Below are 24,063 nucleotides of genomic sequence, written 5' to 3' on the forward strand. Positions count from 1 at the left end.
GCTCGGCTCGGCGGTCGCCGCGATTCCGGTGAGTAGGGTGAGTCGGGTGGACCTGCGTGTCGCCGCCTACGCGGTCATCACCGACGACGCCGAGCGAGTGCTGCTCGCGCACTGGAACGACTCGAACCACGCGGCGTGGACACTCCCCGGCGGTGGTCTCGATCCCGGTGAGGATCCGGCGGACGCGGTCCTGCGCGAAGTGCTCGAAGAGACGGGCTACTCCGTGCGCGTCGACGCGCTGCTCGGCATCCACTCGCGGGTGATCCCCGCGGCGCGGCGCGTCTCCGAAGGCGCACATCGGCCCCTGCACGCCCTGCGGGTCGTCTATCGCGCGACGATCGTGGCCGGCGACCTGACGTTCGAGGTCGACGGATCGACGGATCGCGCCGAGTGGTTCACGGTCCACGGCGTTCGGGGGCTCAAGCGGGTAGAGCTCGTCGACATCGCCCTCGGGATGGCGGGACTGAGCTAAGCCGCCGGCTCACCGGCGACCTGCGAGATGTCGGCGACGGTCGCGTCGAGCGCCTCGATGAGCGCGTCGGCGTCGACGAACATGCTGTAGCCGTGCGCGCCCGCACCCATCGCGATGCGCTGCCCGGTGATCCGCTCGTCGGCGTAGACCGGCCACGCGTGGGTGCTGCCGAGCGGGACGATCGTGCCCCGCTCGTACCCCGTGGCCTCGAGCGCCCGCTCCGGATCGGGAAGCTGCAGGCGATTGACGCCGACGACTGACCGCAGCTTGGGCCACGAGATCGCACGGTCGCCGGGCACCAGCGCGAACAAGTACGTGTCATCGCTGCGCTTGACCACGAGCGTCTTCACGATGCCCGCCGGAGCGATGCCCAGGATCTCGGCCGCTTCGGGCAGGCTTCGTGCAACGGGACGCTCGCGGAACTCGACATCGAGGCCGAGAGCGGATGCCGCAGCCCGCACCCGCCCGAGCGGGTCGATGTCCTCCTGACTCACGCGTCGGGAGCGCGCAGCGGGTCGTCCGCGACCCAGAGCTCGTCGTCGGCGCGGAGCGTCTGCCAGGCGGCGTAGAACACGCCCACGGCCGCGACGAGCCCGATGAGGATCGCGATGATCCCGCTCGCGCCGAGGCCGCTCTTCTTCTTGGGCGGCTCCGCCGCGAACTTCGCGGCGAGCGCCTTCGTCGCGCTCTTGCCGTACGCATCCGCCTTCTTGGCGTACTTCTTGGCGTCGAGTCCGCCGAAGCCGCGACCCGCCGCAAGGCGTGCGCGCGTGTCATTGGCGGCATCCCACACCGAGAGTCCGGCACCGACGACGGCGCCGGCGGTGGGGACGACCTTGTCTGTCAGCACAGTCTTCGAGAGCTTCATGCCCTTGTCGACATACGGGGCGGCGTAGCGGTCGTACTTCTGCTTCACCGTCGGAACGAGCTCCTCGCGGCTGTAGCTGCCGAGCTGGCGGCCGGCTTCCTTCGCCACGGAGGCCGCCTCGGCCAACAGCACCTGCTGCGACTCCCACAGGTTGTTCGCCTGGTTCTGGAGTCTGCGGAGTTCCTTCTTGCGCTTGCGGCTCTTGCTCACGGGGCCCTCCCTACGCATGGGCGTGTCGGTCTCCCATCTTGCCAGACCTGGATCGAGGCGGAAGGGCTTGCGAAGAACTCTGAGAGAATGTACGCATGCCTCAGCACACCGCCGTCGCCACGATCCACACCAACCACGGCGACATCGTCGTCAACCTTTTCGGGGACCACGCGCCCCGCACCGTGCAGAACTTCATCGGTCTCGCCGACGGATCGCAGGAGTGGACGCACCCCGCTACGGGGCAGAAGGGCGAGGGCCCGCTCTACCAGGACGTGATCTTCCACCGCATCATCCCCGGCTTCATGATCCAGGGCGGCGATCCGCTCGGCCAGGGCGTCGGCGGTCCCGGCTACACGTTCAACGACGAGATCCACCCCGAGCTCACGTTCCAGAAGCCATACCTCCTCGCGATGGCGAACGCCGGCCTGCGCCGCAACGCCATCACCGGAGCGGTCGAGGGCACGAACGGCTCGCAGTTCTTCATCACGACCGATCCGACGCCGTGGCTGCAGGGCAAGCACACGATCTTCGGCGAGGTCGCCGACGACGACTCGCGCTCGGTGGTCGACGACATCGGTCGCGTGCCCACCGCCGCGGGCGACCGCCCGGTCGAGCCGGTCGTCATCTCGTCGATCGACGTCGTCGCGGTCTGATTCGTCAGCCCTGAGACCGTTCGCGACGTCCCGTGACATCTGCTGAGCCTCGCCGCAACAGCGACGACTACTGCTACCGGCACCCCGATCGGCAGAGCTTCGTGCTGTGCCAGCGATGCCTGCGCACGATCTGCCCCGAGTGCCAGACCCCCGCGCCGGTGGGCGTGATCTGCCCCGAGTGCCTTCGTGAGCAGCAGGGTGCGCGCAGTCCCGCGCAGCGCAAGGCGGAGCGTCGCTGGGCGACGGCTCGTCCCGTGGCGGCGCCGGTCGACACACGGCCGCTCGTGACCTACGCGATCATCGCGATCACGGCTGTCGCGTACATCGTGACCCTCATCCCGGGACTCAACGCCGAGACATGGCTCGCGTTCAACAGCGCGTTCGTGCTCCCCGCGAGCGGTGTGCCCTTCCAGCCGTGGCGTCTGCTCACGGTTCTGCTCGTCCACGACGGGTTCTGGCACGTCGGGCTCAACATGCTCGCGCTGTGGATGATCGGCCGAAGCCTCGAGCCGCTCGTCGGCCGATGGCGCTTCCTCGCGCTCTACCTCATCAGCGGTCTGGGCGGATCGGTCGCCGTCGCGCTTCTCGCCCCGTTCACGTGGGTGGTCGGGGCATCCGGAGCCGTCTTCGGCCTGTTCGGCGCGCTGCTCGTGATCGGCCGACACATCGGCGCGAACATGCGGGGCATCGCGATCATCATCGGCATCAACCTCGCGCTCCCCTTCGTCTTCGCGCTCATCGGGGCGATCGGCAGCGGGTCGTTCGCGATGGCGCTGAGCGCGATCCGCATCTCGTGGCAGGCGCACCTCGGCGGCCTGATCGCCGGTGCGCTCGTCGGGTTCATCTACGCCCGCACCCGCCAGCTGCGGCAGCGCCCGCTGCAGATCGGACTGCTCGTCGGCCTCACCGTGGTGCTGCTCGCACTGCTCGTGATCCCGGCCGTCTTCTCCCTCTGATTCGTTCGCGCGCATAGTTATCCACAGGTTCATCCACACGTGGGGATGAATCACACGCGTGTAATTACCCACATGTGGACACAGCGGTGGATAAGGAAAGCACCGCCCGAAGGCGGTGCTTTCAAGAAGTCGGATGCGGCGGCTAGCGCCAGCGGGTGGTCATGAGGAAGCCGATGAAGGCGATGCCGAATCCGATCACGAGGTTCCAGCCCTCGATGCCGGGGATCGGGTAGTTGTTGCCGCTCAGGTAGAAGACCAGCACCCATACGAGTCCGATGAGCATGAGCCCGATCATGATGGGCTTGAACCATACGGGGTTGGGGGCGGCGTCGCCTTCGCCGCGTTCGACGAGGGCGTCGTCGTCTTTGCCTGCACGTGCCATGGGGCCATTCTACTGTCAGCGCGGCTCCAGCACTGATCAATAGAATCCACCTGTGGATGACGACCCACCCGTCGAGTCGGCCGACGCACAGCGTGCACGTGCGGCCGGCCGTCGCCGTGCGGGTCGATCCCGGGCATCCGCCATCGGCGTCATCGGCGAGATCCTCATCACCGTGGGCGTTGTCGTTCTGCTGTACGTGGCGTGGCAGATGTGGATCGGCGACTGGATCTTCGGCGCTGAGCGCAACGCGGCGGGGCAGGAACGATCGACGCAGTGGCAGGAGAGCTACGAGGAATCCGACCTCCCGGATCCGCTGCCGACCACAGAGCCGGATGCCGGTGAGGAACCTCCGACCTCCGAACCGATCATCCTTCCGCAACCCGCCGACGCCGAGGTCTTCGCCGTCATGCGTGTACCCCGCTTCGGACCGGACTACGCCGTCGAGATGGCGGGCGGCGTCTCCCGTGCCCGGACGCTCGACACGATCGGCATCGGCCACTACCCCGGTACCCAGATGCCGGGCGAGCCCGGGAACTTCGCGGTGGCGGCGCACCGTACGACGTGGGGCAAGCCGTTCAACCGCATCGCCGACCTGCGCGTCGGTGACGCGATCGTCGTCGAGACGCAGGAGGGCTGGTACACCTACCGCTTCCGCACGCTCGAGTACGTGAGGCCGAACGAGGTCGACGTGTTGCTGCCGGTGCCCCAGCGACCCGACATCGTGCAGGCGACGACCTCGTACCTGACCATGACGAGCTGCAGCCCCATGTTCGGACTCGCCGAGCGGATCGTGGCGTACAGCGTGTTCGAGTCGTTCACGCCGCGTGCCGCCGGCCCGCCCGCCTCGCTCACCGAAGGAGTGGCCTGATGTACGCCGCGCTGTGGCGGATCCTCCCCGGCCCGGCGTGGGTGCGGGTGCTCATCCTGCTCATCCTGCTCATCGCCGCGCTGTACGGGCTCTTCTTCTACGTCTTCCCGTGGGTGAGCCAGTTCGTGAACCCGCAGGAAGTCACCGTCGAATGACCGAGGATCCGCGGCGCGAGCGTGTGCTCGTCGTCGACAACCACGACAGCTTCGTCCACACCCTCGTGGGCTACCTGCACGAACTCGGCGCTGAGACCGACCTCATCGAGGCCGACGCCGTGCGCCCCGGCGACGCCGGCGACGCGATCGACGGGTACCGCGCGGTGCTCGTCTCGCCCGGGCCCGGCACGCCCGCCCGAGCAGGCGCCTCGATCGCCGTCGTGCGCGAGGCTGCTTCGCGAGAGGTGCCCCTGCTCGGCGTGTGCCTCGGGCATCAGGCGATCGGCGAGGCGTTCGGCGCGCGTGTCGATCACGCTCCGGAGCCCATGCACGGCATGACGTCGCTCGTGCACCACGGCGGCAACCCGCTGTATGGCGGACTCCCCGACCCCTTCGTCGCGACGCGCTATCACTCGCTCGCGATCGTGCCCGAGACCCTTCCCGATGAGCTCGAGGTCACGAGCAGCACCGACAGCGGGGTCATCATGGGCGTGCGCCACCGCGAGGCCCCGATCGAGGGTGTGCAGTTCCATCCCGAGAGCGTGCTCACCGAGGGCGGGTACCGGCTGCTCGGTAATTGGCTGGCTTCCGTCGGATTCCCGGATGCCGCCGCGCGCGGCGCCGCGCTGCATCCGCGTCGCTGAACCCTGCGCCCCTCCGGCCACCGCGGCTACCCTTCTGAGTCGCCGCCCTCGGCTCCCGTGCAGTACTGGAGGGTGATCGTCGAATGCACCGGCACGTCCCCCGGGGCGAGGGACTGCTGCGACACGATCGGCGGATCGGACGCGGGACACGTCGGATCCTCCAGCGTCTCGACCGTGAGCCTGATGTCGGGCGCCTCGAGCGCCGTGCGGGCGGCTTCGACGGTGTAGCCGCGGTAGTCGAGGATCGTGACGCGGCCGGATGCGACGACGAGGTTCACAGACGAGCCCTTCGCCACCTCGGCGCCGGTCGCGGGATCGGACGAGATCACCATCCCCTCGGCGAGGTCGGGATCGTTCCGGGTCGTGACAGTGCCGAGCGCGAGGCCGGCGGCGGTGAGCGCGTCGCTCGCGGCGTCGCGCCCGAGCCCCTCGAGCACGGGCACGGTCGTGGTCTCCTGGCCGCTCGACACGTAGACGCGAATCTCCTGGCCGACGTTGACCGAGACTTCGGCCTCGGGATCCGTCCGGATGACGATGCCTTCGGCGACGTCGGTGCTCGGCTCGTCGATTCGTCGCGCGATCAGGTCTTCGTCACTCAGTTCGACAGTGGCGCGCTCGTATGTCATGCCGGTCACGTCGGGCACGATGCGGGCCGACGCCGGCACGTCGCCTCCCGGGCGGATCGTGAGCACCCAGAAGAGCACCGAGATGAGCAGCACCGCGAGGACGGCGACGCCCGCCCAGATCCACGCGACCGGGGGTCCGGCCTGTGTGCGCTTCATCGTCGAGTCGGTGCTCAGCTGTCGGAGCGAGCGTGCCGTCTCGGCGGCCTGCCGCGGGTTGGGGCCGTACAGCTCGCTCGTGAGCGCGCCGACCTGACGGCGCGACGGATTCCGCCCGCCGATCGTCGCGTCGAGCGCCTCGCGGAACGTCGCCGCATCCTGAAAGCGCTGGAAGGGATCCTTCGCGAGCGCGCGAAGCACGACGGCGTCGAGCGCGCGCGGCACGGTGTCGTTGACCTCGGACGGCGTCGTCGGTGCCTCGCTCACGTGCTGGTACGCGACCGCCACCGGGCTCTCGCCGCGGAAGGGGGGGCGCCCCGTGAGCAGCTCGTACAGCACGACGCCCGTCGAGTAGAGGTCGGCGCGTGCGTCGACGGGCTCGCCCTTGGCCTGCTCGGGCGAGAAATACGCGGCGGTGCCGAGGATCTGGGTGGTCTCGGCGACGGTCGACGAGCTGTCGGACACCGCGCGTGCGATGCCGAAGTCCATCACCTTGACCTGGCCGGCGGGGGTCACCATGACGTTGCCGGGCTTGATGTCGCGGTGGACGACGCCCGCCCGGTGCGAGTACTCGAGTGCTTCGAGGATCCCGTCCACGTAGCGCACGGCGTCGGCCACCGGCACCGGACCCTGCGCGATGATGTCTTTCAGCAGCGACCCGGCGACGAGCTCCATCACGATGTAGGGGACGGAGCGGATGCTGCCGTCGGGCGCCGTCTCGGAATCCTCGCCGGCGTCGAAGACGCGCACGATCGTGGGGTGCGCCATGCGCGAGGCAGCCTGCGCCTCGAGACGGAACCGCGTGCGGAACGTGTTGTCGCCCGCGAGCTCGCGATCGAGGACCTTGATCGCGACCTGGCGGCCGAGCGTCAGGTCGTAGCCGCGGTACACGGTCGCCATTCCGCCTCGACCGATCTGCTCATCGACGCGGTAGCGCCCCGAAAGCACGCGCGTCTCAGCAATCACGGTCACTCCCTGGGGTCGAAACAGAGTCAGCCTAACCGACGGCGGGTCGTCCGCCGCGCGCCGGTTGTGACCTCAGCCGTCGGTCGGCTCGGGGTCGGGTTCGCCGCCCTCATCCGGCGTCGGAAGGGTGGTCGTGCTCGTGACCGGCGAGGGCGCGGACGACCGCTGCTCGCCGCCCGTGCCGCCGCTGCACGTGTACACGTACGTCGCGGTCACCGGTGCGTTCGGCTGGTTCACGACGACGACGTCGGCGCTGAGCTCGCTCGGACCGAAGTCGCGCGACGTCGAGCCGCCCTGCACGAAGGTGGCGCCCGTGATCGTCACGGTGAAGCTGCTCAGGCTGCCCGTGCCGGCGGGGCACGACGCGGTCTGCCATGCGACGGGTACCGTCGTGCCCTGCACGGGCTGCGCGCCGTCGTTGATCGTCGGGCCGGCCCCCGGGGAGGGGATGCTCGTCTGGTCGCCGAAGCAGATCACGCTGAGCGCCGACCCCTGGTCGACGTTGCCGCCCGCGGGGTCGGTCGCCTCGACGGTGTTGATCTGCGCGCCGGTCGGCGCCGCAGAGCCCGCCGCACGAGTGGGGCGGAGGCCCGCCTCGGTCGCCTTGACCAGCGCGTCGTCGCAGTTCACTCCGACGAGGGCGAGCGCGTCGATGTTGACGCGCGTGTCTTCGGTCTCGGTCGGCGTCGGTGTCGGCTCCGTCCGCGTGGGCGTCGGTGACGACGGAGTCGGCTCGGGGTCGCCGCCCTGGTTGGCGAACAGCGCCCAGATCGTGCCGCCGAGCACGAGCAGCAACAGGACGATGAGCGCGATGAGCGGCCACGTCCACGGGCTTCGCTTCTTCTTCTGCGGCTCCTCTTCGCCCTCGACGGGTACGGGTGCGGGGGAGGTCAGCAGCTGCGTCGAACCGGGATCCCCTCCGGGGGTCAGCAGCATCGTGACGTCGTCAGAGCCCGCGGCTGCGGCGGCTCCGGCGATCGCCGGAACGGCGGCGGCCGCGGCCGCGACGTCTCCGCGGCGGAGCGCTGTCGCCGCGCGCGCGACCGCAGCGGCCGAGGCCGGGCGGTCTTCGGGCTTCTTCGCGATCATCGCCATCACGAAGTTCTGCACCGGTACCGCGACCGTCGGCGGCAGCGGCGGAGGCTGCTCGTTGATCTGCGCCATCGCGATCGCCACTTGGGACTCGCCCGTGAACGGACGCTTTCCGGCCAGGCATTCGTACGCGACGATGCCCAGCGAGTAGATGTCGGTGGCGGGCGACGCCGGATGCCCCGACGCCTGCTCCGGCGAGAGGTACTGCACCGTGCCCATCACCTGGCCGGTCGCCGTGAGCGGCACCTGGTCGGCGATGCGCGCGATGCCGAAGTCGGTGATCTTGACGCGCCCGTCGGGCGTGATGAGGAGGTTGCCGGGCTTGATGTCGCGGTGCACGAGGCCCGCCGCGTGCGCGGCCTGCAGCGCGGCGGAGGTCTGGGCGACGATGTCGAGCGTCTTGTCGGTCGACAGCGATCCGTCGCGCTCGAGGATCGTCGAGAGCGCCTCGCCCGGGACGAGCTCCATCACGAGGAACGCCGAGCCGTTCTCCTCGCCGTAGTCGAACACGCTCGCGATGCCCTCGTGATTGACGAGCGCGGCGTGCCGAGCCTCGGCGCGGAAGCGCTCCAGGAAGCCCGGGTCGCCCATGTACTCGTCTTTGAGGATCTTGATGGCGACGGTGCGGCCGATGACGTGGTCGGTCGCCTCCCACACCTCGCCCATCCCGCCGATGGCGATCCGAGAATCCAGCTCGTAACGGCCGCCGAAGGTCACACCCTGCGTCGGTCTCATCTGCCCAGCACCGCCTCCATGACCCTCTTCGCGATAGGCGCCGCGATCGTGTTGCCGCTCCCCGACTGACCCTGTCCTCCGCCGTCTTCCACGACGACGGCGACAGCCACCCGCGGGTTGTCCGCAGGCGCGAACCCGGTGAACCACAACGTGTAGGGTCTGCCGGGTCCGTTCTCCGCGGTGCCGGTCTTCCCGCCCACGTCGACCCCGTCTATTCTTGCACCCGACGCCGCGCCCTCATTGACATTGGCGACCATCATGGCGATCATCTCCGCGGCCAGGTCATCTTCGAGCGCCCGCTCGAATTCGACGTCATCGAATGTCTCCTGCACCGACAGGTCCGAGCCGATGACGCGGTCGACCAGGCGGGGGCTCATGACGATCCCACGGTTCGCGATCCCGGCGGACACCATCGCCATCTGCAACGGCGTCGCCGTCACCTGACCCTGGCCGAATCCGGTGAGGGCCGTCTGCGGGTCGTCGAGCGCCCTCGGGTAGCTCGACGGCGTCGAGGCCATCGGAACGTCGAACGACGCGTTGAACCCGTACTTCTCCGCCTCTTCCCGGATCGCGTTGTCACCGAGCTCGACGGCGAGCTGCGCGAACGGGATGTTGCAGCTCAGTCGCAGGGCGTCGGCGATCGACACGGTCGCGCCACCGCCGCACGTCCCTCCGCCGGCGTTGTGCACGACGGCCGTCGACTGCGGCAGCTGGTATACAGCGAGGTTCGGGATCTGCGACTCGGGCGTGTAGTCGCCGGAGGCCAGTGCCGCGGACGCGACGACGAGTTTGAACGTCGATCCGGGCGGGTTGAGGTCGCCCCCGATCGAGCGGTCGAAGAGCGGATGCGCCGGATCGGCCTCAAGCGCTTCGTAGGCGCCCAGCGCGGCATCCGAATCGTGTTGCGCCAGCAGATTCGTGTCGAACGACGGGCTCGAGACCATCGCGAGAACCCGGCCGGTCGCCGGCTCGATCGCGATGACGGCGCCCTGCAGCGAGCCGAGCGCCTCGTACGCGGCGCGCTGCACATCGGCGTCGAGCGACAGCACGACGTTCGACCCCCGCGGGGGCTGGCCGGTGATGATGCGCTCGATGCGCGAGAGGAACTGCGAGCCGGACGTGCCGCTGAGCGCCTGGTTCATCGCCTGCTCGATGCCCGTCGACGACCCGAGCACGGGGTTGATCCACCCGGTGACGTGCGCCCACATCGGAGCGTCGGGGTACTGGCGCTGCCACGAATACACGTCGTCCGACGGCACGGAGCTCGCGATGGGGATGCCGCTCGCGATGATCGAACCGCGCTGCACCTCGTACGAGTCGTACAGCGCGCGGCGGTTCGCAGGGTTCGCCGACAGCGCGTCGGCCTCGACCACCTGGATCCAGCTGGTCGAGGCGAAGAGGGCCAGGAACATGATGAGCATGAGGATGCTCAGGCGGCGCAGTTCCTTCGTCATCCGATCACCACCCGGGGCTGCTGTCGCACGGCATCCGAGATGCGCAGCAGGAGCGCGACGATGATCCAGTTCGCCACGAGCGACGAACCGCCCGCCGCCAGGAACGGCGTCGTGAGACCCGTGAGCGGGATGAGGCGGGTGACGCCGCCCACCATGATGAACACCTGCAGCGCGAGAGTGAAGGACACGCCGGTCGCGAGCAGCTTGCCGAAGTCGTCCTGGCCGGCGAGGCCGATGCGGATGCCCCGGCTCGCGAACACCATGTAGAGGCACAGCAGCGCGAACACGCCGACGAGGCCGAGCTCCTCGCCGAGCGCGGGGAAGATGTAGTCGCTCTCGGCGACCGGGGTGAGCTCAGGGCGACCCTGCCCGAGGCCGGTGCCGATGAGGCCGCCCTGCGCGAGCCCGAAGATGCCGTTCACGAGCTGGAAGCTGCTGCCTTCCATGAGGTCGGGGTTGAACGCGTCGAGCCAATTCGTGAATCGACCGCCGACGTACGGAAGCACGCGCGACGCCAGGAACGCGCCGAGCGCGGCGAGCACGACACCGATGAGCACCCAGCTCGTCTTGCCGGTGGCGACGTACAGCATCGCGACGAACATGCCGAAGATCAGCAGGCCCGTGCCGAGGTCGCGCTGCATCACGATGATCACGAGCGACAGGAGCCAGAACACGAGGAGCGGCCCGAGCTCGCGCGCACGCGGCCACGTGATGCCGAGGAACCTCCGGCCGACCGACGTGAGACTCTCGCGCGTGCGCACGAGATAGCCGGCGAAGAAGATGCCGAGCGCGATCTTCGCGAGCTCACCGGGCTGAAAGCTGAAGAAGCCGAGCGACACCCACACGTCGGCGTTCGCGTCCGTGCCGAGACCCGGGATGATCGGCAGGACGAGCAGGACGACCCCGAGGAATCCGAAGACGTAGGTGTAGCGGAAGAGCACGCGATAATTGCGCAGCGCGATCACGACCGCGATCGCGAGGGCCAGCGCGATCGCCGCCCACACGAGCTGCCGGATCGAGTACGCCTCCCAGCCTTGGCGGTTGCGGGCCAGGTCGAGGCGATAGATCATCGCGAGGCCTATGCCGGTGAGCAAGGTCGCGATGGGCACGACGAACGGGTCGGCGTCTCGAGCCCGCAGCCGAAGCACGATGTGCAGCACGATCACCAGCACCATGAGCCCGCCGCACAGCAGCAGGAACGACACGTCGATCGCGCCCCGCGCCCCGAGCTGCACGAGGGTGATCGCGCCGCCGGTCAGGACGAAGGCGAACAGCAGCAGGAAGAGCTCGCGGTTGCGATGCGTCTGCGGCACGCGAAGGCGACGGAGCGCTCGCAGCACGGTGGTGTCGGCGTTGATCGCCTCGATCGGCGACGACGGCTGGGTCGAGGTCATCTGCTGTTCACCTCCGCTCTGTCTCGGATGCGGTCGACGATCGCCTCGGCGTCGGCGAGCGAACGCGCGGTGATCGTGTTCTCGATGGTGACACGGTCGAACAGCGTGAGGTCGTCGAGCGAGATGCCCGTGTCGATGTACGCCGTCGACAGGCTGATCGGCCCGATGTCCTGCTGGATACCGCGGTAGATGACCACGGTGTCTTCGTCGGCGCCGACGAAATAGCGCGTCTGCGTCCACTGATACGCGCCGAACAGCCCCGCCGCCAGCCCGAGGAGGACGAGCACCAGCCCGATGATCCAGCCGATGCGACGGCGCCGCGCCCGCCGGCGATCCTCTTCGATGAGCTCTTCGAGGTACTCGGGGGCGGGCTCGAAGTGCGTGGGCTCGTTCGCCGCCTGACGGACCGGATGCAGCCAGCCACCGCGGCTCGGACGAGCGGCCGGCACCTCGACGCCTTCGGGGTTCGAGGCCGACCCGACGATCGTGGGGGTGCCGGAGAAGATCGGATGCTGCCCGCCGACGTCCGCGATCACGATCGTCACGTTGTCGGGAGCGCCACCGTCGAGCGCCTGCTTCAGCAGGTTGTCGGCCGTACGACCCGGCGCCATGCCCTGCCCGAGCGCCCGCGCGGTGTGGATGTCGTCGACGACGCCCGAGAGCCCGTCCGAGCAGATGAGCCACCGGTCGCCGGGCTGCGTCGGCATGATGAACGTGTCGAGCTCGGGGTCGGCGTCCATGTCGCCGAGCACGCGCATGAGCACGGAGCGACGCGGATGGAAGCGGGCCTCTTCGGGCGTGATGCGGCCCGAGTCGACGAGCCGCTGCACGAACGTGTGGTCGGTCGTGATCTGGGTGAGGGCGCCATCGCGGTAGAGGTAGACGCGCGAGTCGCCGATGTGCGCGATGACGGCGTAGTCGTCGACCATGATGAGCGCGCTGACCGTCGTGCCCATGCCGGCGAGCTCTGGCCGGGCGCGCACGGTGTCGATGAGGTCGCCGGCCGTCTCGGTGATCGCCTCGCGCAGTGCCCGCTCGGCCTCGGCGGTCGACTCGTATGGATGGTCGAGCTCCGCCAGGCGGGTGATCGCCATGCTCGAAGCGACGTCACCGCCCGCGTGACCGCCCATGCCGTCGGCGACGACGAAGAGGTTCGAGCCCGCGTAACCGGAGTCCTGGTTGTTGGACCGCACCTTTCCGGTGTGCGAGATGGCGGCACTCGAGCCCTCGAAGACCATGCGTCGTGGTTCTCCCCGCTACTTCCGCAGCTCGAAGGTCGTCGCTCCGACCTTGATCGGGGCGCCCACGAGAACCGGAACGGGCGTGGCGACGCGGACGCCGTCATGCCACGTGCCGTTCGTCGAGTCGAGGTCCTGGATCATCCACTGGTCGCCCCACAGCACGAGGCGGGCGTGGTGGCTCGACGTGTAGTCGTCGCGGATCACGAGGCCCGACTCGCTCGAACGCCCGATCGTGAGCGGCTCGCTGCCGAGAGGAAGCTCGAGTCCCGCCTTCGGACCGCTCGTGATCACGATGCGCGACACGTTGGAAGTGGTTGCGGGGACCTTGGGCCCCGACGACGGCGTCGGCGCGGCGGGAGCCGCCGGACGGGTCGAGTTCGCCTCTGCCCGGGGGGCCGGAGCGGCGGCGGCCGCGGGCTCGGGCATCCGCCTCACCTTCACGCCGAACAGGTCCGCACGAAGTGAGTACACGACTGCGAAGACGAAGAACCACAGCAGCAGCAGGAACCCGATGCGCAGCAGCAGGAGGGTCAGCTCGCTCATTCCTGGGGGCCTCCGTCGGGCAGACCGAAGGCGCGCGTGCGGTCATCGGGCAGCGGCGGACGCGGAGGAGCGGTGGGCGACGCCTGCGCGATCACCCGGAAGACGATGTCGGTGCGGCCGATGCGGACGGTGGAGTCGGGCGGAAGCGCCGCCTCGGTCACCTTGCGGCCGTTGAGCTGCGTGCCGTTCGTCGAGTTCATGTCGCGCACCATCGCGCGCTCGCCGTCCCACAGGATCTCGACGTGCTTACGGCTCGTGCCGGGGTCGGAGATCGTGATGTCGGCGTCGCTGCCGCGCCCGATCACGGTGCGGGCTTTGATCAGCGGATGCCGCTTGCCCTCGACCTCGACCACGCCGCGCCACGACACGCGCCCCTGCGCGGTCGACGAGTCCACGCGCAGCGTGCCCGTGGCCAGCTCGTCATCGCGCACGAGCGAGATCGTGATGGGCCCCGCGAACGAGTAGCCCTGCGCCTTCGCGTGCGTCTGGACGATGCCGTCGAGCTCTTCTTCGAGCGCGGGGCCGATGGCCCGCATGTGGTCGTCGTCGGTCGGCGACAGCCTCACCGTGAACGAGTTCGGGGCGAGGATTCTGTCGCGGCTCACGACCGCGGCCTTCTTGTCGAGCTCGCTCCGCAGCGCGGAGGCGATCTCGACGGGTTGGATGCCGCTGCGGAAGGTCTTCGCGAACGCGCTGTTCACCGCGCGCTCGAGACCCTTCTCGAAGCTGTCAAGTAGTCCCACACGTCTCCTCAGGCAGGCGACCGGTGGGTACATGCTAGTTGCCCCGGCTGAATTGACCGTTAAGGGGTGTGGAAACAGGACAACGCGCCCGGGACAGGATGGATGCCGGGCGACGGCCCTGTCCTGGCGGCATCGGCCTGCATTCGGTGCGCACGACGGCGCGTGATATCCTCGGGAAGTTGAGTTCGCAGCATCCGTTGCGGCGACTCGCGCGAGTGGCGGAATAGGCAGACGCGCTGGCTTCAGGTGCCAGTGCCCGAAAGGGCGTGGGGGTTCAACTCCCCCCTCGCGCACAGTAACGGTGAAGGCCCCCGATCTGGGGGCCTTCACCGTTTCCGCATCCGTCGAGATTGCACGAACGACGATCGAATGCCGCATCCGGTCGCGATTCGCGCAATCTCGGCACACCCGAGCCAGCGCCGCGCCCGGTCAGACCCCGTCGACCGCCGGCATCAGGGCGAACACGATCTCCTCGGTCTCGCGCCCGAGCCCGGGCGCATACGCCACTTCTCGGGAGACCTCCGCGAAGCCGGCCTTGCGCAGCACCGCGATCGAGCCCGCGTTGTGCGCCGCGACCCGCGCGAAGAGGGGTCGAATGGGCTCGCGCGAGATGAGCTGACGCAGCGCCTCGGTCGCGATGCCGCGGCCCCACGCGAGGCGCGGGAGCCAGAAGCTGACCTCGCGCTCGCCCTCGATCGTGAACGCGGAGATCGACCCGGCGAAGCCGCTGTTCTCGGTGATGACGAACACCGTCGTGTCGGGCGAGGAGAGGTTCCTGCTCATCCAGGCGTCGAACGCCTCGCGGTCGTCGGGGTCAGCGGCGGTGAAGGCGGCCAACGCGACGGCGTCGGGGTCGCGCATCATCTCGAAGATGGCGTCGAGGTCGTCATCGCGCACGTCGCGCAGTTCGATATGGCCCACGTTCTACAACATAGGCGAGGGGTGCCCCGGCCGGAGAGTCGTCACTCGAGCAGGTGCAGTCGCCGAAGCGCGACCTCGGCCGCCGCCCCGTCACGGGCGGCGATGGCGTCGCGGAACCCCCGGTACAGAGCGGTGCGCGTCGGCTCATCGGCGATCGGCGGCCGCCAGCCGACGAGGTTGCGGCGCAGCGCGAACTCCGCCTCGCGCAGGACCCGCACGAAGGCCGGGTTGAGGGTGGCGTGCGTGAGCGCCGGGAAGAAGCGAGCGCTCGCGGCGAGCATGCGCGCCGGGTCGTCGCTGCGCGACGCCTCGACGATGTCGTCGGCCTGCGTCACCAGGCTCTCGAGCGTCTCGTCGTCGCACCGCGGAAGCGCGAGCAGCGCGGCATTGCCCATCAGGAGCGTGACGAACTCCTGCGTGTACTGCTGCGACGCGGCGGTCGGCGTCGAGACGCGCGTGTACCGGTTCGGTGAGACCTCGACGAGACCGATCACCTCGAGTCGCTGGAGGGCCTCCCGCACGGGCGTGCGAGACACGCCGAGACCCTGGGCGAGCTCGTGGTCGCGCAACCGCTCACCGGGAGCGAGGCGGCCATCGAGGATCGCCTCACCGAGCACCGAGTACACCTCGTCTCCGAGGGCGGTGCCGCTGTTCTGGCGAGGATCTGGGGACGCGGGCATGCCGCGACCAGTGTAGACGGACGCCGCAAGCCCTGGCTGATGTTCTGCACAGGGCGAATCCGAACTCGCTCTTCGCCCGATATATCGGTAGAGTGACGCTGTCACGCGTGGGCGTGGCCTATCCGGGGGGATCCGTCGACGCCCGGGCCTCGAGTTTCGCTCGGCCCGGGCGTACGATGGGCCGGCTTGCTCCGGGACGAGGCATCCGTTCCTCCCGATCCCCGCTCATGCAACGTTTGTGTCACCATCCGTCATGCTCTCCCCACACACCCTCACCGCTCGATAGCGTGGGCATCGGACTCGTGCAGGAGGCGCGGGCAAGCAAAGAACGGCATTTCATGAGCACGCAGGGCACCGTCAAGTGGTTCAACTCCGAGAAGGGATTCGGCTTCATCGCGCCCGATGAAGGAGGAGCTGACGTCTTCGCGCACTACAGCGCGATCCAGGCGAGCGGCTACCGCTCTCTCGAAGAGAACCAGCGCGTCGAGTTCGAGATCGCACAGGGGCCGAAGGGCCTCCAGGCAGAGAACATCCGTCCGATCTGAGTGACGGGCCGGCGTGCGGCATCCGATTCCTCGTGATGCGGATGCCGCCGCTTTTCGCTGCGCCCATCGCGCAACATCCGGCGGCAGTGGCGGCCGGGGGTCAGTCGCGGCCGCCGCGGACGAGCTCCATTCCCGCGCCCGCGAACTGACGCAGCGTTGCATCGGGGAGGAACGCCCGCGTGAGACCCGCGCCGATGCGGGTGAGGTCGCTCTCATCGCGGAACAGCAGGTATAGCGTCTCGTACCGCGGATGGAACTTCTGCTTGAAGCGGTGCAGCGACCGGAAGCCGTAGACCGGCTCGAGTGCCTCGGCGAGCTTGTCACTCAACGCCGCGATGATCCCCGCGTCGGGCGGATAGTCGTGCGCGAGGGGTGCGCCTGACAGGGACATGATCCCGGCGCCCTCGTCGGAGAAGACGCGCGCCGACGAGCCGATCAGGTACTCCATCACCGGCCCGAACCCGCCCTCGCGGCGGCGCATGAGGTCGAGCGTCCAGCCGCGGACGACCCCGCCCTCGCCGAAGATCGGCAGCCACGACAGGAATCCGTCGACGTCTCCCGTCGGCGAGATCGCGAGCGCGAGGCGCACTTCGGGGTCCTCCGCCTCGACGAGCGTTCCGAGGGTGAAGCCCATCTCGGGGAGGCCCTTGTCGCCGACCCACATCTCCGAGATCGCGCGCAGCTGCGCCTGGATGCCCCAGGGCTCGTCCGCGAGCCGGGTCATGCGGAAGGTCATCTCCTCCCGGCCCGCGCGGTTGAGGGACGAGCGCACAGAGTTCCAGCGCTTGCCGGTGAACTCGAGCCCGGGGAGATCGACGATGGTGTCATCCGCCACGACGAGGTTTCGCCACGTCGGAGGCACTGCCTCCCGCGTCGCGTCGTCGGCGCTGAAGAAGCACGGGACGAGGCCCACCGCCTCTGCGAGGCGGATGAACTCCCGGACGGACTCCGCTCGCGTCGCGGCCGGCCCGAGCGGATCGGCGAGGGCGAGGGCGACGCCGGCGCGACGCTGGTACGCGACCATGCCGTGGGTCGTTCGCGCGTAGGAGTTGCCCTCCCACGTCGTCATCCACGAGAGGGTTCCGCCGCCGTGCGCGCGGAGCAGTTCCTTCACGTCAGCGACGTCGGGTGCCGGCTGGTGTCCCAGCGCCGAGCGGCGCCGGGCGCGGAACGCGTGGCGCACGGCGATGAGGTACGCGAGCAGGAGAAGCCACATGACGCCGGCGGCCAGGGCGAGCTCGGTCTCGCCATCGATCACGACCTCGACCTGCTGCTCGCTCGAAAGCACGATCGCCACCGCGACGAGCACAGCGATCGCGATGTTGATGCCCGCGAGGATGATCGACAGGACCCACGCCCAGCGCCGCCCGCGCCGGAGGCCGTTCGCGACGAGGAGAATCACGACGGCGTCGAACGCGGCGTCGATGAAGCCTCCGCTCACCGGCTCGGTCGGACCGAAGGGCCCGTTCGTCGGGACCAGCACGACGATGACCTGGATCGCCCCGAGCGCGAGCAAGGCAACGAACGCGATGAGCCGCTGCTCGCGCATCGTCGTGCGCTGCACCCGCAGCGAGCGGTCGACGCCGAGCACGAGCAGCACCGCGAGCAGGTGCTCGAGGTCGGCGAGCGTGCCCCAGAAGAGCATCGCGATGAACACGAACGCGAGCAGCACGAGCCACGCCCGCACGCGCCACGGCTGCACGAAGAGGCCGACAGCAGCGGCGATGCACGCCATCGTCCCGCCCGAGGGCCCGACGTCGAGCGACGCGGCCTCGGCCTGCGCCCATTCCCACGGCAGCAACGCCAGCAGCCAGAGCACGAGCGCGGTGCCGAACACCGCGAACAGCTGACCGATCCAGAAGTAGCCGAGCGCCGCACGCCACCCCCGCCGCCACTCGAGGTACGCCATCCCGGCGAATCCGGTGATCGTGAACACATAGACCCACGGCTGGTTGACGAAGATCGTCCCCGTGAACGGCGTCCACCAGCGGCCGGCCTCGAGCGCGGGCAGCCCGTACGCGACGGCCTCCCACGCGGGGCTGTTCTCGAACGGCGACCACAGTCCCGCGCTCACGACCCCGGCCACGAGGATCGCGGCCACGAGCGTCAGCGTCGCGGGCAACCGCGAGAGCACGGCGGCGAGGCGGTTCGGACGGGGCGAGGCATCCGTCATGCCCCTCATTATGGTGAGGGTCCCGCCGGCGCGGGAGGCCCCGGCCGCTCGTGAGGCCCCCGCCGGCGCGGGAGGCCCCGCCCGGGTGCGGTAGCCCGCTTCGCGCGAGAATCGCCTAGGAGCGGCTGAGCCGCACGTAGTCGGCGAGGGCCTTGGCGTCTTCGGCGTCGCGCATCGCACGTCGTGCGGCGTCGAGCGCCTCGACCGGATCATGCGATTGGCGTGCGGCCGCGAGCTCCCGTTGCGCCGACAGCAGGCGGGAGCGCGCGTCGGCGCCGGCGTGTGCGTGTGCGATCGCCGCTTCTGCCTGGGCTATCGCTCCGCGTGCGGCTGCGAGCGTGCCGGGGAGGGCCGTGCGCGCGCCGCGCAGGCGCTGCTGCGCCGTGCGGGCGTCGCCCAGTGCGAGGTCGAGTCGGTCGCGCAGCCGGGCGATCGCGTCGATCGTGCGGGTGGGGCGGCGCGGGGCATCCGCTTCGAGCTTCGTCAGCTCCTGCTCGATCGCGCGCAGCTCGCGGCCGAGTCGCTCGGCATCGGGCGGCTCGAGATGATCGCGCGTGACGAACGCGAGCCGCAGCGCCGACCGCGCCGAGGCGAACTCGCCCGTGAGGGCCTGTGCGGCCTGCGTCACGAGGCGATGGTTCTCTTCGAGAATGCGCGACTCGGTCTCAGCGGTGCGCAGAGCCCGCTCGGCGCGGGCGAGATCCGGAAGCGCCGAACGGGTCGGATCGGACGCGTTCTCGGATGCCTCGGCCAGCAGCCCCTCGGCCTCGTCGACGGCCGCGACCGCCGCGCGAGCGGCTCGCGACGCTTCGCGCCACTCGTCGTCGGTGAAGCGGTGGGACAGCTCGGCGACGAGCGCCGCGGGATCGCCCATCGACGCGCGAAGCGCCTCGAGGCGGGACCGGGCGCTCGCGACCTGTGCCGACGCCGAGACGTTCGCAGCCATCCACGCGCGGTGGTCCGTGCGGGCGCGGTCGATGCCGGCCATCGCCGCGTCGGCGCGACGCTCGATGCGGGACGACATCCGGCGGATGTCGACGGGCGAGGCATCCGGTCTTGAGATCTCCTGAAACTCTTCGAACGACTCGTCGCGCACGTGCTGGGCGGTGAGCCGCGCTCGCCTCAGCGACGTCGGGGCGTCTCCGCCGTACAGCGCGCCCGACAACCCGACTTCGACGTCGAGCTCGCTCACGGCGTCGTCGAGCCGGACGAGAGCCGAACCGGCACGAGCGCGCACCTCTTCCGCCGCGGCACGGGCGCGAGGCGATCGACGCGCGCGACGAATGCCCCACGCCAGCGCCGCGATCGCGATCGCCGTGATGCCGAAGACGACGAGGGCCGGCACGAGCCAGCCCAAGAGGGCCGCGACGATCTCATCCATCGGCATCAGCCACCAGCAGGAGGTCGCGCAGCTCGGCGACCGTGTCGACCGTCGCCTGTGCGCCCTCGGACTCGTGCGGCCAGCTGAAGCCCCATCGCACGAAGACGACCGGGATGTCGTGGTCGGCCGCGCCGTCGATGTCATGGTGCCGGTCACCGATGAGCACCGCGCGGCTGGTGTCGACTCCGAGCGCGTCGAGTCGGCGCAGCGCTTCGCCGATGACCTCCGACTTCGAGCTCATCGTGCGCTCGTCGTCGCTCGCACCGACGAGCGTCGCGAAGTACGGTGCGAGCCCGAAGTGCTGCATGAGCGCATCGACCTGCCGTTCGGGCTTCGAGCTCGCGGTCGCCTGGGCCACACCGTCCGCGGAAAGCTCGCCGATGAGCTCGCCGATCCCGTCGATGAGCTTCGCGCCGGCGGTGTAACCCTCGGACTTGCCGAGAGTGCGATAGAAGGTGACGGCTTCGGATGCCTCCGCCGGCGTCATCCGGACGTTCACCTGGAACGAGTCGTACATGGGCGGACCGATCCAGTGCACGAGCTCGGCGCGCGTGGGCGTCGGCCTTCCGAAGTGCGCGAGCGTGACCGTGAGCCGGCGCAGGATCCCCTCGGAGGCGTCGACGATCGTGCCGTCGACGTCCCACAGCACACAGGTCCAGCGAGGTCGTGTCGGCATGCCTCCCAGCCTAGGCGTGACCGGCGGGTGCACGACTCGCGAGGGGCTGCTCGGCCGCGAGTGGACGACTTCGCGTCGAGCGCACGGCTTCGCCGCGTCGCCACGTCGTGCACTCGGCGGTAAGTCGTGCACTCGGCGGGAGGGAGGGAGGGAGGGAGGGAGGGAGGGAGGGGAGGGAGGGGATCAGAAGAGCCGCGGCGCCCCGGATTCGATGCCCTTCATGCCCTCGTAGTCGAGCGTGACGCAGCGGATGCCCCGATCCGCCGCGAGCACCTTCGCCTGCGGCTTGATCTCCTGCGCCGCGAACACGCCTCGGACCGGTGCGAGGTGCGGGTCGCGCCCGAGCAGCTCGAGGTAGCGCGTGAGCTGCTCGACGCCGTCGATGTCTCCGCGTCGCTTGACCTCGACGGCGATCGTTCCGCCAGCGGGGTCGCGCAGCAGCAGGTCGACCGGCCCGATCGCCGTCGGGAACTCCCGTCGCACGAGCGTGAGTCCTTCGCCGATCACGTCCACCTGCTCGGCGAGCAGCCGCTGCAGGTCTCCTTCGACGCCGTCCTTCACGAGGCCGGGGTCGACACCGAGGTCGTGCGACGAGTCGTGGAGCAGCTCGTGGATGCGCACGAGCAGTGCATCGCCGGTCTTCGAGTGAGTCACGCGCCACTGCTCGATCACGCCTTCAGCGGCGGATGCGGCATCCGGAGGCTCGATCGTCAGCGTGCAGGGCGGCGACATCCAGTTCAGCGGCTTGTAGGAGCCTCCGTCGGAGTGCACGAGCAGGCTCCCGTCGCCCTTGTGGACGAGCAGCCGATTGGCGAGCGGAAGGTGCGCCGTGAGGCGTCCGGTGTAGTCGACCGAGCAGTGGGCGATGACGAGACGCACGCGACGAGCCTACCCGGCGCCGCCGACGTGGGTTTGGGGCGCGTTCCCGGACTTCGGGGCGCACGAAATCCGCCCCGAACGCGGAAATCCGCCCCAAACCGGACGGAACCCCGACCTCAGTGGTGCCCCGCGCCGACCTTCGAACCGGGCAGCGGCTTCGCCGCGGAGGATGCGAGACCGGATGCCACGATGAGCGCCACGATGATGTAGAGCGTGTTCAGCAGGCCGATCTGCTCGCTGATGAACCCGAGCGCGGGCGGACCCGCGAGGAACGCGACGTAGCCGATCGTCGCCGCAGCGCTCACGCGCGCGGCCGCCTTCTCAGGGTCGTCCGCCGCAGCGGACATGCCGAGCGGGAAGCCGAGCGACACACCCGCACCCCACAGCGCCGCCCCCACGAAGACGAGCGGGGTGGTCGGCGCCAGGATGAACAGCAGCAGTCCGGCCGTCGCCGCGACGGCGAGCACGCGCAGCGTCGCGACGCGGCCGAAGCGGTCGACGAGCGGCCCGCCGAACACGCGCACGACGGTCATGCACACCGAGAACACCGCGAGGGCGGCGGCCCCGAGCGCCTCGTCCGCGCCGTGCCCCTCCACGACTCCGAGTGCGAGCCAGTCGTTGGCGCCGCCCTCCGCGAACGCCATGCCGAGCATCACGACGCCCAGCGCGTAGGTGCGCGGCTCCTTCCATGCCGACAGGGCGAGGTGCAGCCGGTCGCGCCACCCCGCCTTCTCGGCGGGGGTCTCGGGGTCCATGGTCGCCTCGCGCGACGGGACGTTCGCGATGCTGACGATCGCGACGACGACGATGAGCGCCGCGACGATAGCGAGGTGCGTGAGCACGTTCGCTCCCCACGCGATCGCGAGCACGCCGAGGCCGGCCCCGATGACGGTGCCGAAGCTGAAGAACGCGTGGAACAGCGGAAGGATCGTCTTGCCGACGTGCTTCTCGATCGCAGCTCCCTCGACGTTCATCATGACGTCGAGGCAGCCGTTGCCGAATCCCCACAAGATCAGTCCGATCACGACCACGGGCGCGGAGTGCAGCGCGTCGGAGCCGATGCCGATGACCGCGACGCCGACGGCGAAGACGATCATCATCACGAGCATGCCGCGCCGCGCTCCCCACCGCGCGAGCACGACGGAGCTCACCGACAGCCCGATGATCGACGCGACGCCGCCGATGAAGAGCATGAGGCCGAGCTGCGTGCGGTCGACGCCGACCGCGTCTTTGATCGCCGGCACGCGCGCCGCCCAGGTCGCGATGCTGAGACCGCTCGCGAGGAAGATCGCGAAGATCGCGGTGCGCCAGCGGACGAGCTGCGACCGGGTGAGCGTGGACTCCATGCGTGGAGTCTACCGAATCGATTCGATGCGAATGCACCGGGCAGAGTACGATCGTCGCAAGATGAGTACGCGCCGGGCAACGATCGCCGACGTCGCGCGCGAGGCAGGGGTCTCGCCGTCGACGGCCTCGGTCGTGTTCAGCGGGAAGACCCCGGTGTCGGATGCCACGCGCAAGCGCGTCCTGGCCGCGGCAGCCGCGCTCGGCTACACGGGTCCCGACCCGCGTGCGGCGTCTCTGCGACTCGGCCGGTCGGGCATCGTCGGGGTCGTGTTCGAAGAGCACCTCGGCACGGCGTTCCTCGACCCGGTGAAGACGCTCATGATGGACGGCCTCGCCGACGCGGTCGCCCCGATGGGCGCGGGACTGCTCCTCCTGCGCGATCGCGACTCGTGGAGCAGGGAGGGCGCGGCGCCGTCGCTCACGACCGCTCCGCTCGACGCCGCGGTGCTCATCGGATGCAGCGGGCTCCTGCGCGAGTCGCTCGACACCGTCCGCGCGCGGGGCATCCCGGTGGTCGTCGTCGAGGGAGATGCCGGTGAAGGCATCCCCCGCATCGAACTCGACAACCGCGAAGCTCAGCGGCAGGCGGCGAGCCATCTTCGGATGCTCGGGCACACGCGCGTGGCGACGGTGACGCTCGCGCCGCGATCCGGCTGGGCCCGCGGATGGCTCACCTCCGACGACGAGGGAGACATCACGATCGAGGTGACGCGCGACCGGTTGGCGGGCGTGCGGGACGTGTATCCGGATGCCCCGGCGTTCGCCGCCGCGGGCAGCTTCATCGATGAGGGACTCGCCGCAGGTCGCCAGGTGTTCGCGGATGCGGCGACCCGGCCGACGGCGGTCGTCGCGCAGAGCGACCTGCTCGCCGCGGGGGTCATCCGGGCGGCGGAGGAGGCGGGTCTGCGGATCCCGGAGGACGTGAGCGTCACCGGGTTCGACGGGATCGTCGTCGACGGGCTCGCGCCGTACGAGCTCACCACGCTCGTGCAGCCCGCGACCGAGAAGGGCCGGGCGGCGGGCGCTGCGGTCGCGGCGATGCTCCGCGGCGAGCCCGCCGCGTCGATCCGGTTCACGTGCGAGTTCCACGAGGGGAACACGACAGGGCCCGCGCCGGACGAACTCGGTCGCTGAGCGAGCGCAGCGAGACGAAGCGCCCGCCGTACCGCACTTCGTCTCGCCGCTTCGCTCCTCGCGCGGGGTTCGATTCCGCTCCTCCCCAGTCATCAGTCGTTTCGACGCACACGTAGAATGACTTCGACACCCCGACCGCCCCGCGCAGCTCTTCCGGTCGCGCCGCGAT

General features: G+C 69.8%; 25 protein-coding genes and 1 tRNA gene. 9 read left to right on the plus strand and 17 right to left on the minus strand.

What is annotated here, in order from left to right:
* The first annotated feature begins 46 nt into the window (after positions 1-46).
* The gene (locus BJ991_RS18280) at positions 47-472 is read left to right on the plus strand and encodes an NUDIX domain-containing protein (RefSeq protein ID WP_179487285.1); all 426 of its coding nucleotides are present in this window, start codon (positions 47-49) and stop codon (positions 470-472) included.
* On the opposite strand, the gene BJ991_RS02875 is transcribed toward BJ991_RS18280, so the two are convergent.
* Together BJ991_RS02875 and BJ991_RS02880 are read right to left on the minus strand one after the other, a co-directional pair.
* Positions 469-933: a YbaK/EbsC family protein gene (locus tag BJ991_RS02875; RefSeq protein ID WP_179492430.1), complete on the minus strand. Its 465-nt coding sequence runs from the start codon at positions 931-933 to the stop codon at positions 469-471. The genes BJ991_RS18280 and BJ991_RS02875 overlap by 4 nt on opposite strands.
* A 29-nt stretch (positions 934-962) precedes the next feature.
* A complete protein-coding gene (locus BJ991_RS02880) occupies positions 963-1,550 on the minus strand; it encodes a DNA helicase (protein WP_179487287.1) in 588 nt (195 codons plus the stop codon).
* 95 nt (positions 1,551-1,645) lie between these two features.
* On the opposite strand from BJ991_RS02880, the gene BJ991_RS02885 reads away from it, so the two are divergent.
* Together BJ991_RS02885 and BJ991_RS02890 are read left to right on the plus strand one after the other, a co-directional pair.
* The gene (locus BJ991_RS02885; RefSeq protein ID WP_179487289.1) at positions 1,646-2,203 is read left to right on the plus strand and encodes a peptidylprolyl isomerase; all 558 of its coding nucleotides are present in this window, start codon (positions 1,646-1,648) and stop codon (positions 2,201-2,203) included.
* 32 nt (positions 2,204-2,235) lie between these two features.
* Positions 2,236-3,159, plus strand: coding sequence for a rhomboid family intramembrane serine protease (locus BJ991_RS02890; RefSeq protein ID WP_179487291.1), 924 nt, complete (start codon positions 2,236-2,238; stop codon positions 3,157-3,159).
* Positions 3,160-3,301: 142 nt separating this feature from the next.
* Here BJ991_RS02890 and BJ991_RS02895 read toward each other — a convergent pair whose 3' ends face one another.
* The gene (locus BJ991_RS02895; protein WP_179487293.1) at positions 3,302-3,541 is read right to left on the minus strand and encodes a cell division protein CrgA; all 240 of its coding nucleotides are present in this window, start codon (positions 3,539-3,541) and stop codon (positions 3,302-3,304) included.
* Between the two features lie 52 nt (positions 3,542-3,593).
* Between BJ991_RS02895 and BJ991_RS02900 the strand changes: the two genes are divergently transcribed.
* Genes BJ991_RS02900 through BJ991_RS02910 form a run of 3 tightly spaced genes read left to right on the plus strand, consistent with a single transcriptional unit; the run spans position 3,594 to position 5,208 of the window.
* Entirely contained in the window at positions 3,594-4,409 is an 816-nt protein-coding gene (locus BJ991_RS02900; RefSeq protein WP_343048625.1) for a class E sortase, read from the plus strand.
* Positions 4,409-4,564, plus strand: coding sequence for a hypothetical protein (locus tag BJ991_RS02905; RefSeq protein WP_179487295.1), 156 nt, complete (start codon positions 4,409-4,411; stop codon positions 4,562-4,564). The genes BJ991_RS02900 and BJ991_RS02905 overlap by 1 nt, the downstream gene beginning before the upstream one ends.
* A complete protein-coding gene (locus BJ991_RS02910; protein WP_179487297.1) occupies positions 4,561-5,208 on the plus strand; it encodes a glutamine amidotransferase-related protein in 648 nt (215 codons plus the stop codon). The genes BJ991_RS02905 and BJ991_RS02910 overlap by 4 nt, the downstream gene beginning before the upstream one ends.
* 26 nt (positions 5,209-5,234) lie before the next feature.
* On the opposite strand, the gene pknB is transcribed toward BJ991_RS02910, so the two are convergent.
* From pknB to BJ991_RS02945, 7 genes are all read right to left on the minus strand, one after another.
* Complete coding sequence (gene pknB, locus BJ991_RS02915) at positions 5,235-6,956, minus strand: Stk1 family PASTA domain-containing Ser/Thr kinase (RefSeq protein ID WP_179487299.1); 1,722 nt, start codon at positions 6,954-6,956, stop codon at positions 5,235-5,237.
* 72 nt (positions 6,957-7,028) lie between these two features.
* Entirely contained in the window at positions 7,029-8,783 is a 1,755-nt protein-coding gene (locus tag BJ991_RS02920; protein WP_179487301.1) for a serine/threonine-protein kinase, read from the minus strand.
* Positions 8,780-10,237 carry a peptidoglycan D,D-transpeptidase FtsI family protein gene (locus BJ991_RS02925; protein ID WP_179487303.1) on the minus strand — a complete coding sequence of 486 codons (1,458 nt, stop codon included), beginning with the start codon at positions 10,235-10,237 and terminating at the stop codon, positions 8,780-8,782. The genes BJ991_RS02920 and BJ991_RS02925 overlap by 4 nt, the downstream gene beginning before the upstream one ends.
* Complete coding sequence (locus tag BJ991_RS02930) at positions 10,234-11,631, minus strand: FtsW/RodA/SpoVE family cell cycle protein (protein WP_179487305.1); 1,398 nt, start codon at positions 11,629-11,631, stop codon at positions 10,234-10,236. Before BJ991_RS02930 ends, BJ991_RS02925 begins: the two co-directional genes overlap by 4 nt.
* Positions 11,628-12,869, minus strand: a complete 1,242-nt coding sequence (locus tag BJ991_RS02935; protein WP_179487307.1) for a PP2C family protein-serine/threonine phosphatase — start codon at positions 12,867-12,869, stop codon at positions 11,628-11,630. Before BJ991_RS02935 ends, BJ991_RS02930 begins: the two co-directional genes overlap by 4 nt.
* An 18-nt stretch (positions 12,870-12,887) precedes the next feature.
* Positions 12,888-13,415, minus strand: coding sequence for an FHA domain-containing protein FhaB/FipA (locus BJ991_RS02940; RefSeq protein WP_179487309.1), 528 nt, complete (start codon positions 13,413-13,415; stop codon positions 12,888-12,890).
* Positions 13,412-14,158, minus strand: coding sequence for an FhaA domain-containing protein (locus BJ991_RS02945; protein ID WP_179487311.1), 747 nt, complete (start codon positions 14,156-14,158; stop codon positions 13,412-13,414). The genes BJ991_RS02940 and BJ991_RS02945 overlap by 4 nt, the downstream gene beginning before the upstream one ends.
* A 209-nt stretch (positions 14,159-14,367) precedes the next feature.
* On the opposite strand from BJ991_RS02945, the gene BJ991_RS02950 reads away from it, so the two are divergent.
* A tRNA-Leu gene (locus BJ991_RS02950) sits at positions 14,368-14,451 on the plus strand.
* 136 nt (positions 14,452-14,587) lie between these two features.
* On the opposite strand, the gene BJ991_RS02955 is transcribed toward BJ991_RS02950, so the two are convergent.
* Together BJ991_RS02955 and BJ991_RS02960 are read right to left on the minus strand one after the other, a co-directional pair.
* On the minus strand, positions 14,588-15,079 hold the full coding sequence (locus tag BJ991_RS02955; RefSeq protein WP_179487313.1) for a GNAT family N-acetyltransferase: 492 nt from the start codon (positions 15,077-15,079) through the stop codon (positions 14,588-14,590).
* A gap of 41 nt (positions 15,080-15,120) precedes the next feature.
* On the minus strand, positions 15,121-15,759 hold the full coding sequence (locus BJ991_RS02960; RefSeq protein WP_179487315.1) for a GntR family transcriptional regulator: 639 nt from the start codon (positions 15,757-15,759) through the stop codon (positions 15,121-15,123).
* A gap of 338 nt (positions 15,760-16,097) precedes the next feature.
* On the opposite strand from BJ991_RS02960, the gene BJ991_RS02965 reads away from it, so the two are divergent.
* Positions 16,098-16,304 carry a cold-shock protein gene (locus BJ991_RS02965; protein ID WP_179487317.1) on the plus strand — a complete coding sequence of 69 codons (207 nt, stop codon included), beginning with the start codon at positions 16,098-16,100 and terminating at the stop codon, positions 16,302-16,304.
* Between the two features lie 100 nt (positions 16,305-16,404).
* Here the strand turns inward: BJ991_RS02965 and BJ991_RS02970 are convergent, their stop codons facing one another.
* From BJ991_RS02970 to BJ991_RS02990, 5 genes are all read right to left on the minus strand, one after another.
* Positions 16,405-18,477 carry a bifunctional lysylphosphatidylglycerol flippase/synthetase MprF gene (locus BJ991_RS02970; RefSeq protein ID WP_179487319.1) on the minus strand — a complete coding sequence of 691 codons (2,073 nt, stop codon included), beginning with the start codon at positions 18,475-18,477 and terminating at the stop codon, positions 16,405-16,407.
* A gap of 115 nt (positions 18,478-18,592) precedes the next feature.
* Positions 18,593-19,858, minus strand: coding sequence for a hypothetical protein (locus tag BJ991_RS02975; protein ID WP_246301007.1), 1,266 nt, complete (start codon positions 19,856-19,858; stop codon positions 18,593-18,595).
* The gene (locus BJ991_RS02980) at positions 19,851-20,534 is read right to left on the minus strand and encodes an HAD hydrolase-like protein (RefSeq protein WP_179487322.1); all 684 of its coding nucleotides are present in this window, start codon (positions 20,532-20,534) and stop codon (positions 19,851-19,853) included. Before BJ991_RS02980 ends, BJ991_RS02975 begins: the two co-directional genes overlap by 8 nt.
* A 183-nt stretch (positions 20,535-20,717) precedes the next feature.
* On the minus strand, positions 20,718-21,413 hold the full coding sequence (gene nucS / locus BJ991_RS02985) for an endonuclease NucS (protein WP_179487324.1): 696 nt from the start codon (positions 21,411-21,413) through the stop codon (positions 20,718-20,720).
* 116 nt (positions 21,414-21,529) lie between these two features.
* Positions 21,530-22,759, minus strand: coding sequence for an MFS transporter (locus BJ991_RS02990; RefSeq protein WP_179487326.1), 1,230 nt, complete (start codon positions 22,757-22,759; stop codon positions 21,530-21,532).
* A 61-nt stretch (positions 22,760-22,820) separates the two neighbouring features.
* Here BJ991_RS02990 and BJ991_RS02995 point away from each other — a divergent pair, with 61 nt between their 5' ends.
* On the plus strand, positions 22,821-23,894 hold the full coding sequence (locus BJ991_RS02995) for a LacI family DNA-binding transcriptional regulator (protein WP_179487328.1): 1,074 nt from the start codon (positions 22,821-22,823) through the stop codon (positions 23,892-23,894).
* Positions 23,895-24,063 lie beyond the last annotated feature (169 nt).

It is taken from the genome of Microbacterium immunditiarum (genome assembly GCF_013409785.1).
Taxonomy (GTDB): domain Bacteria; phylum Actinomycetota; class Actinomycetes; order Actinomycetales; family Microbacteriaceae; genus Microbacterium; species Microbacterium immunditiarum.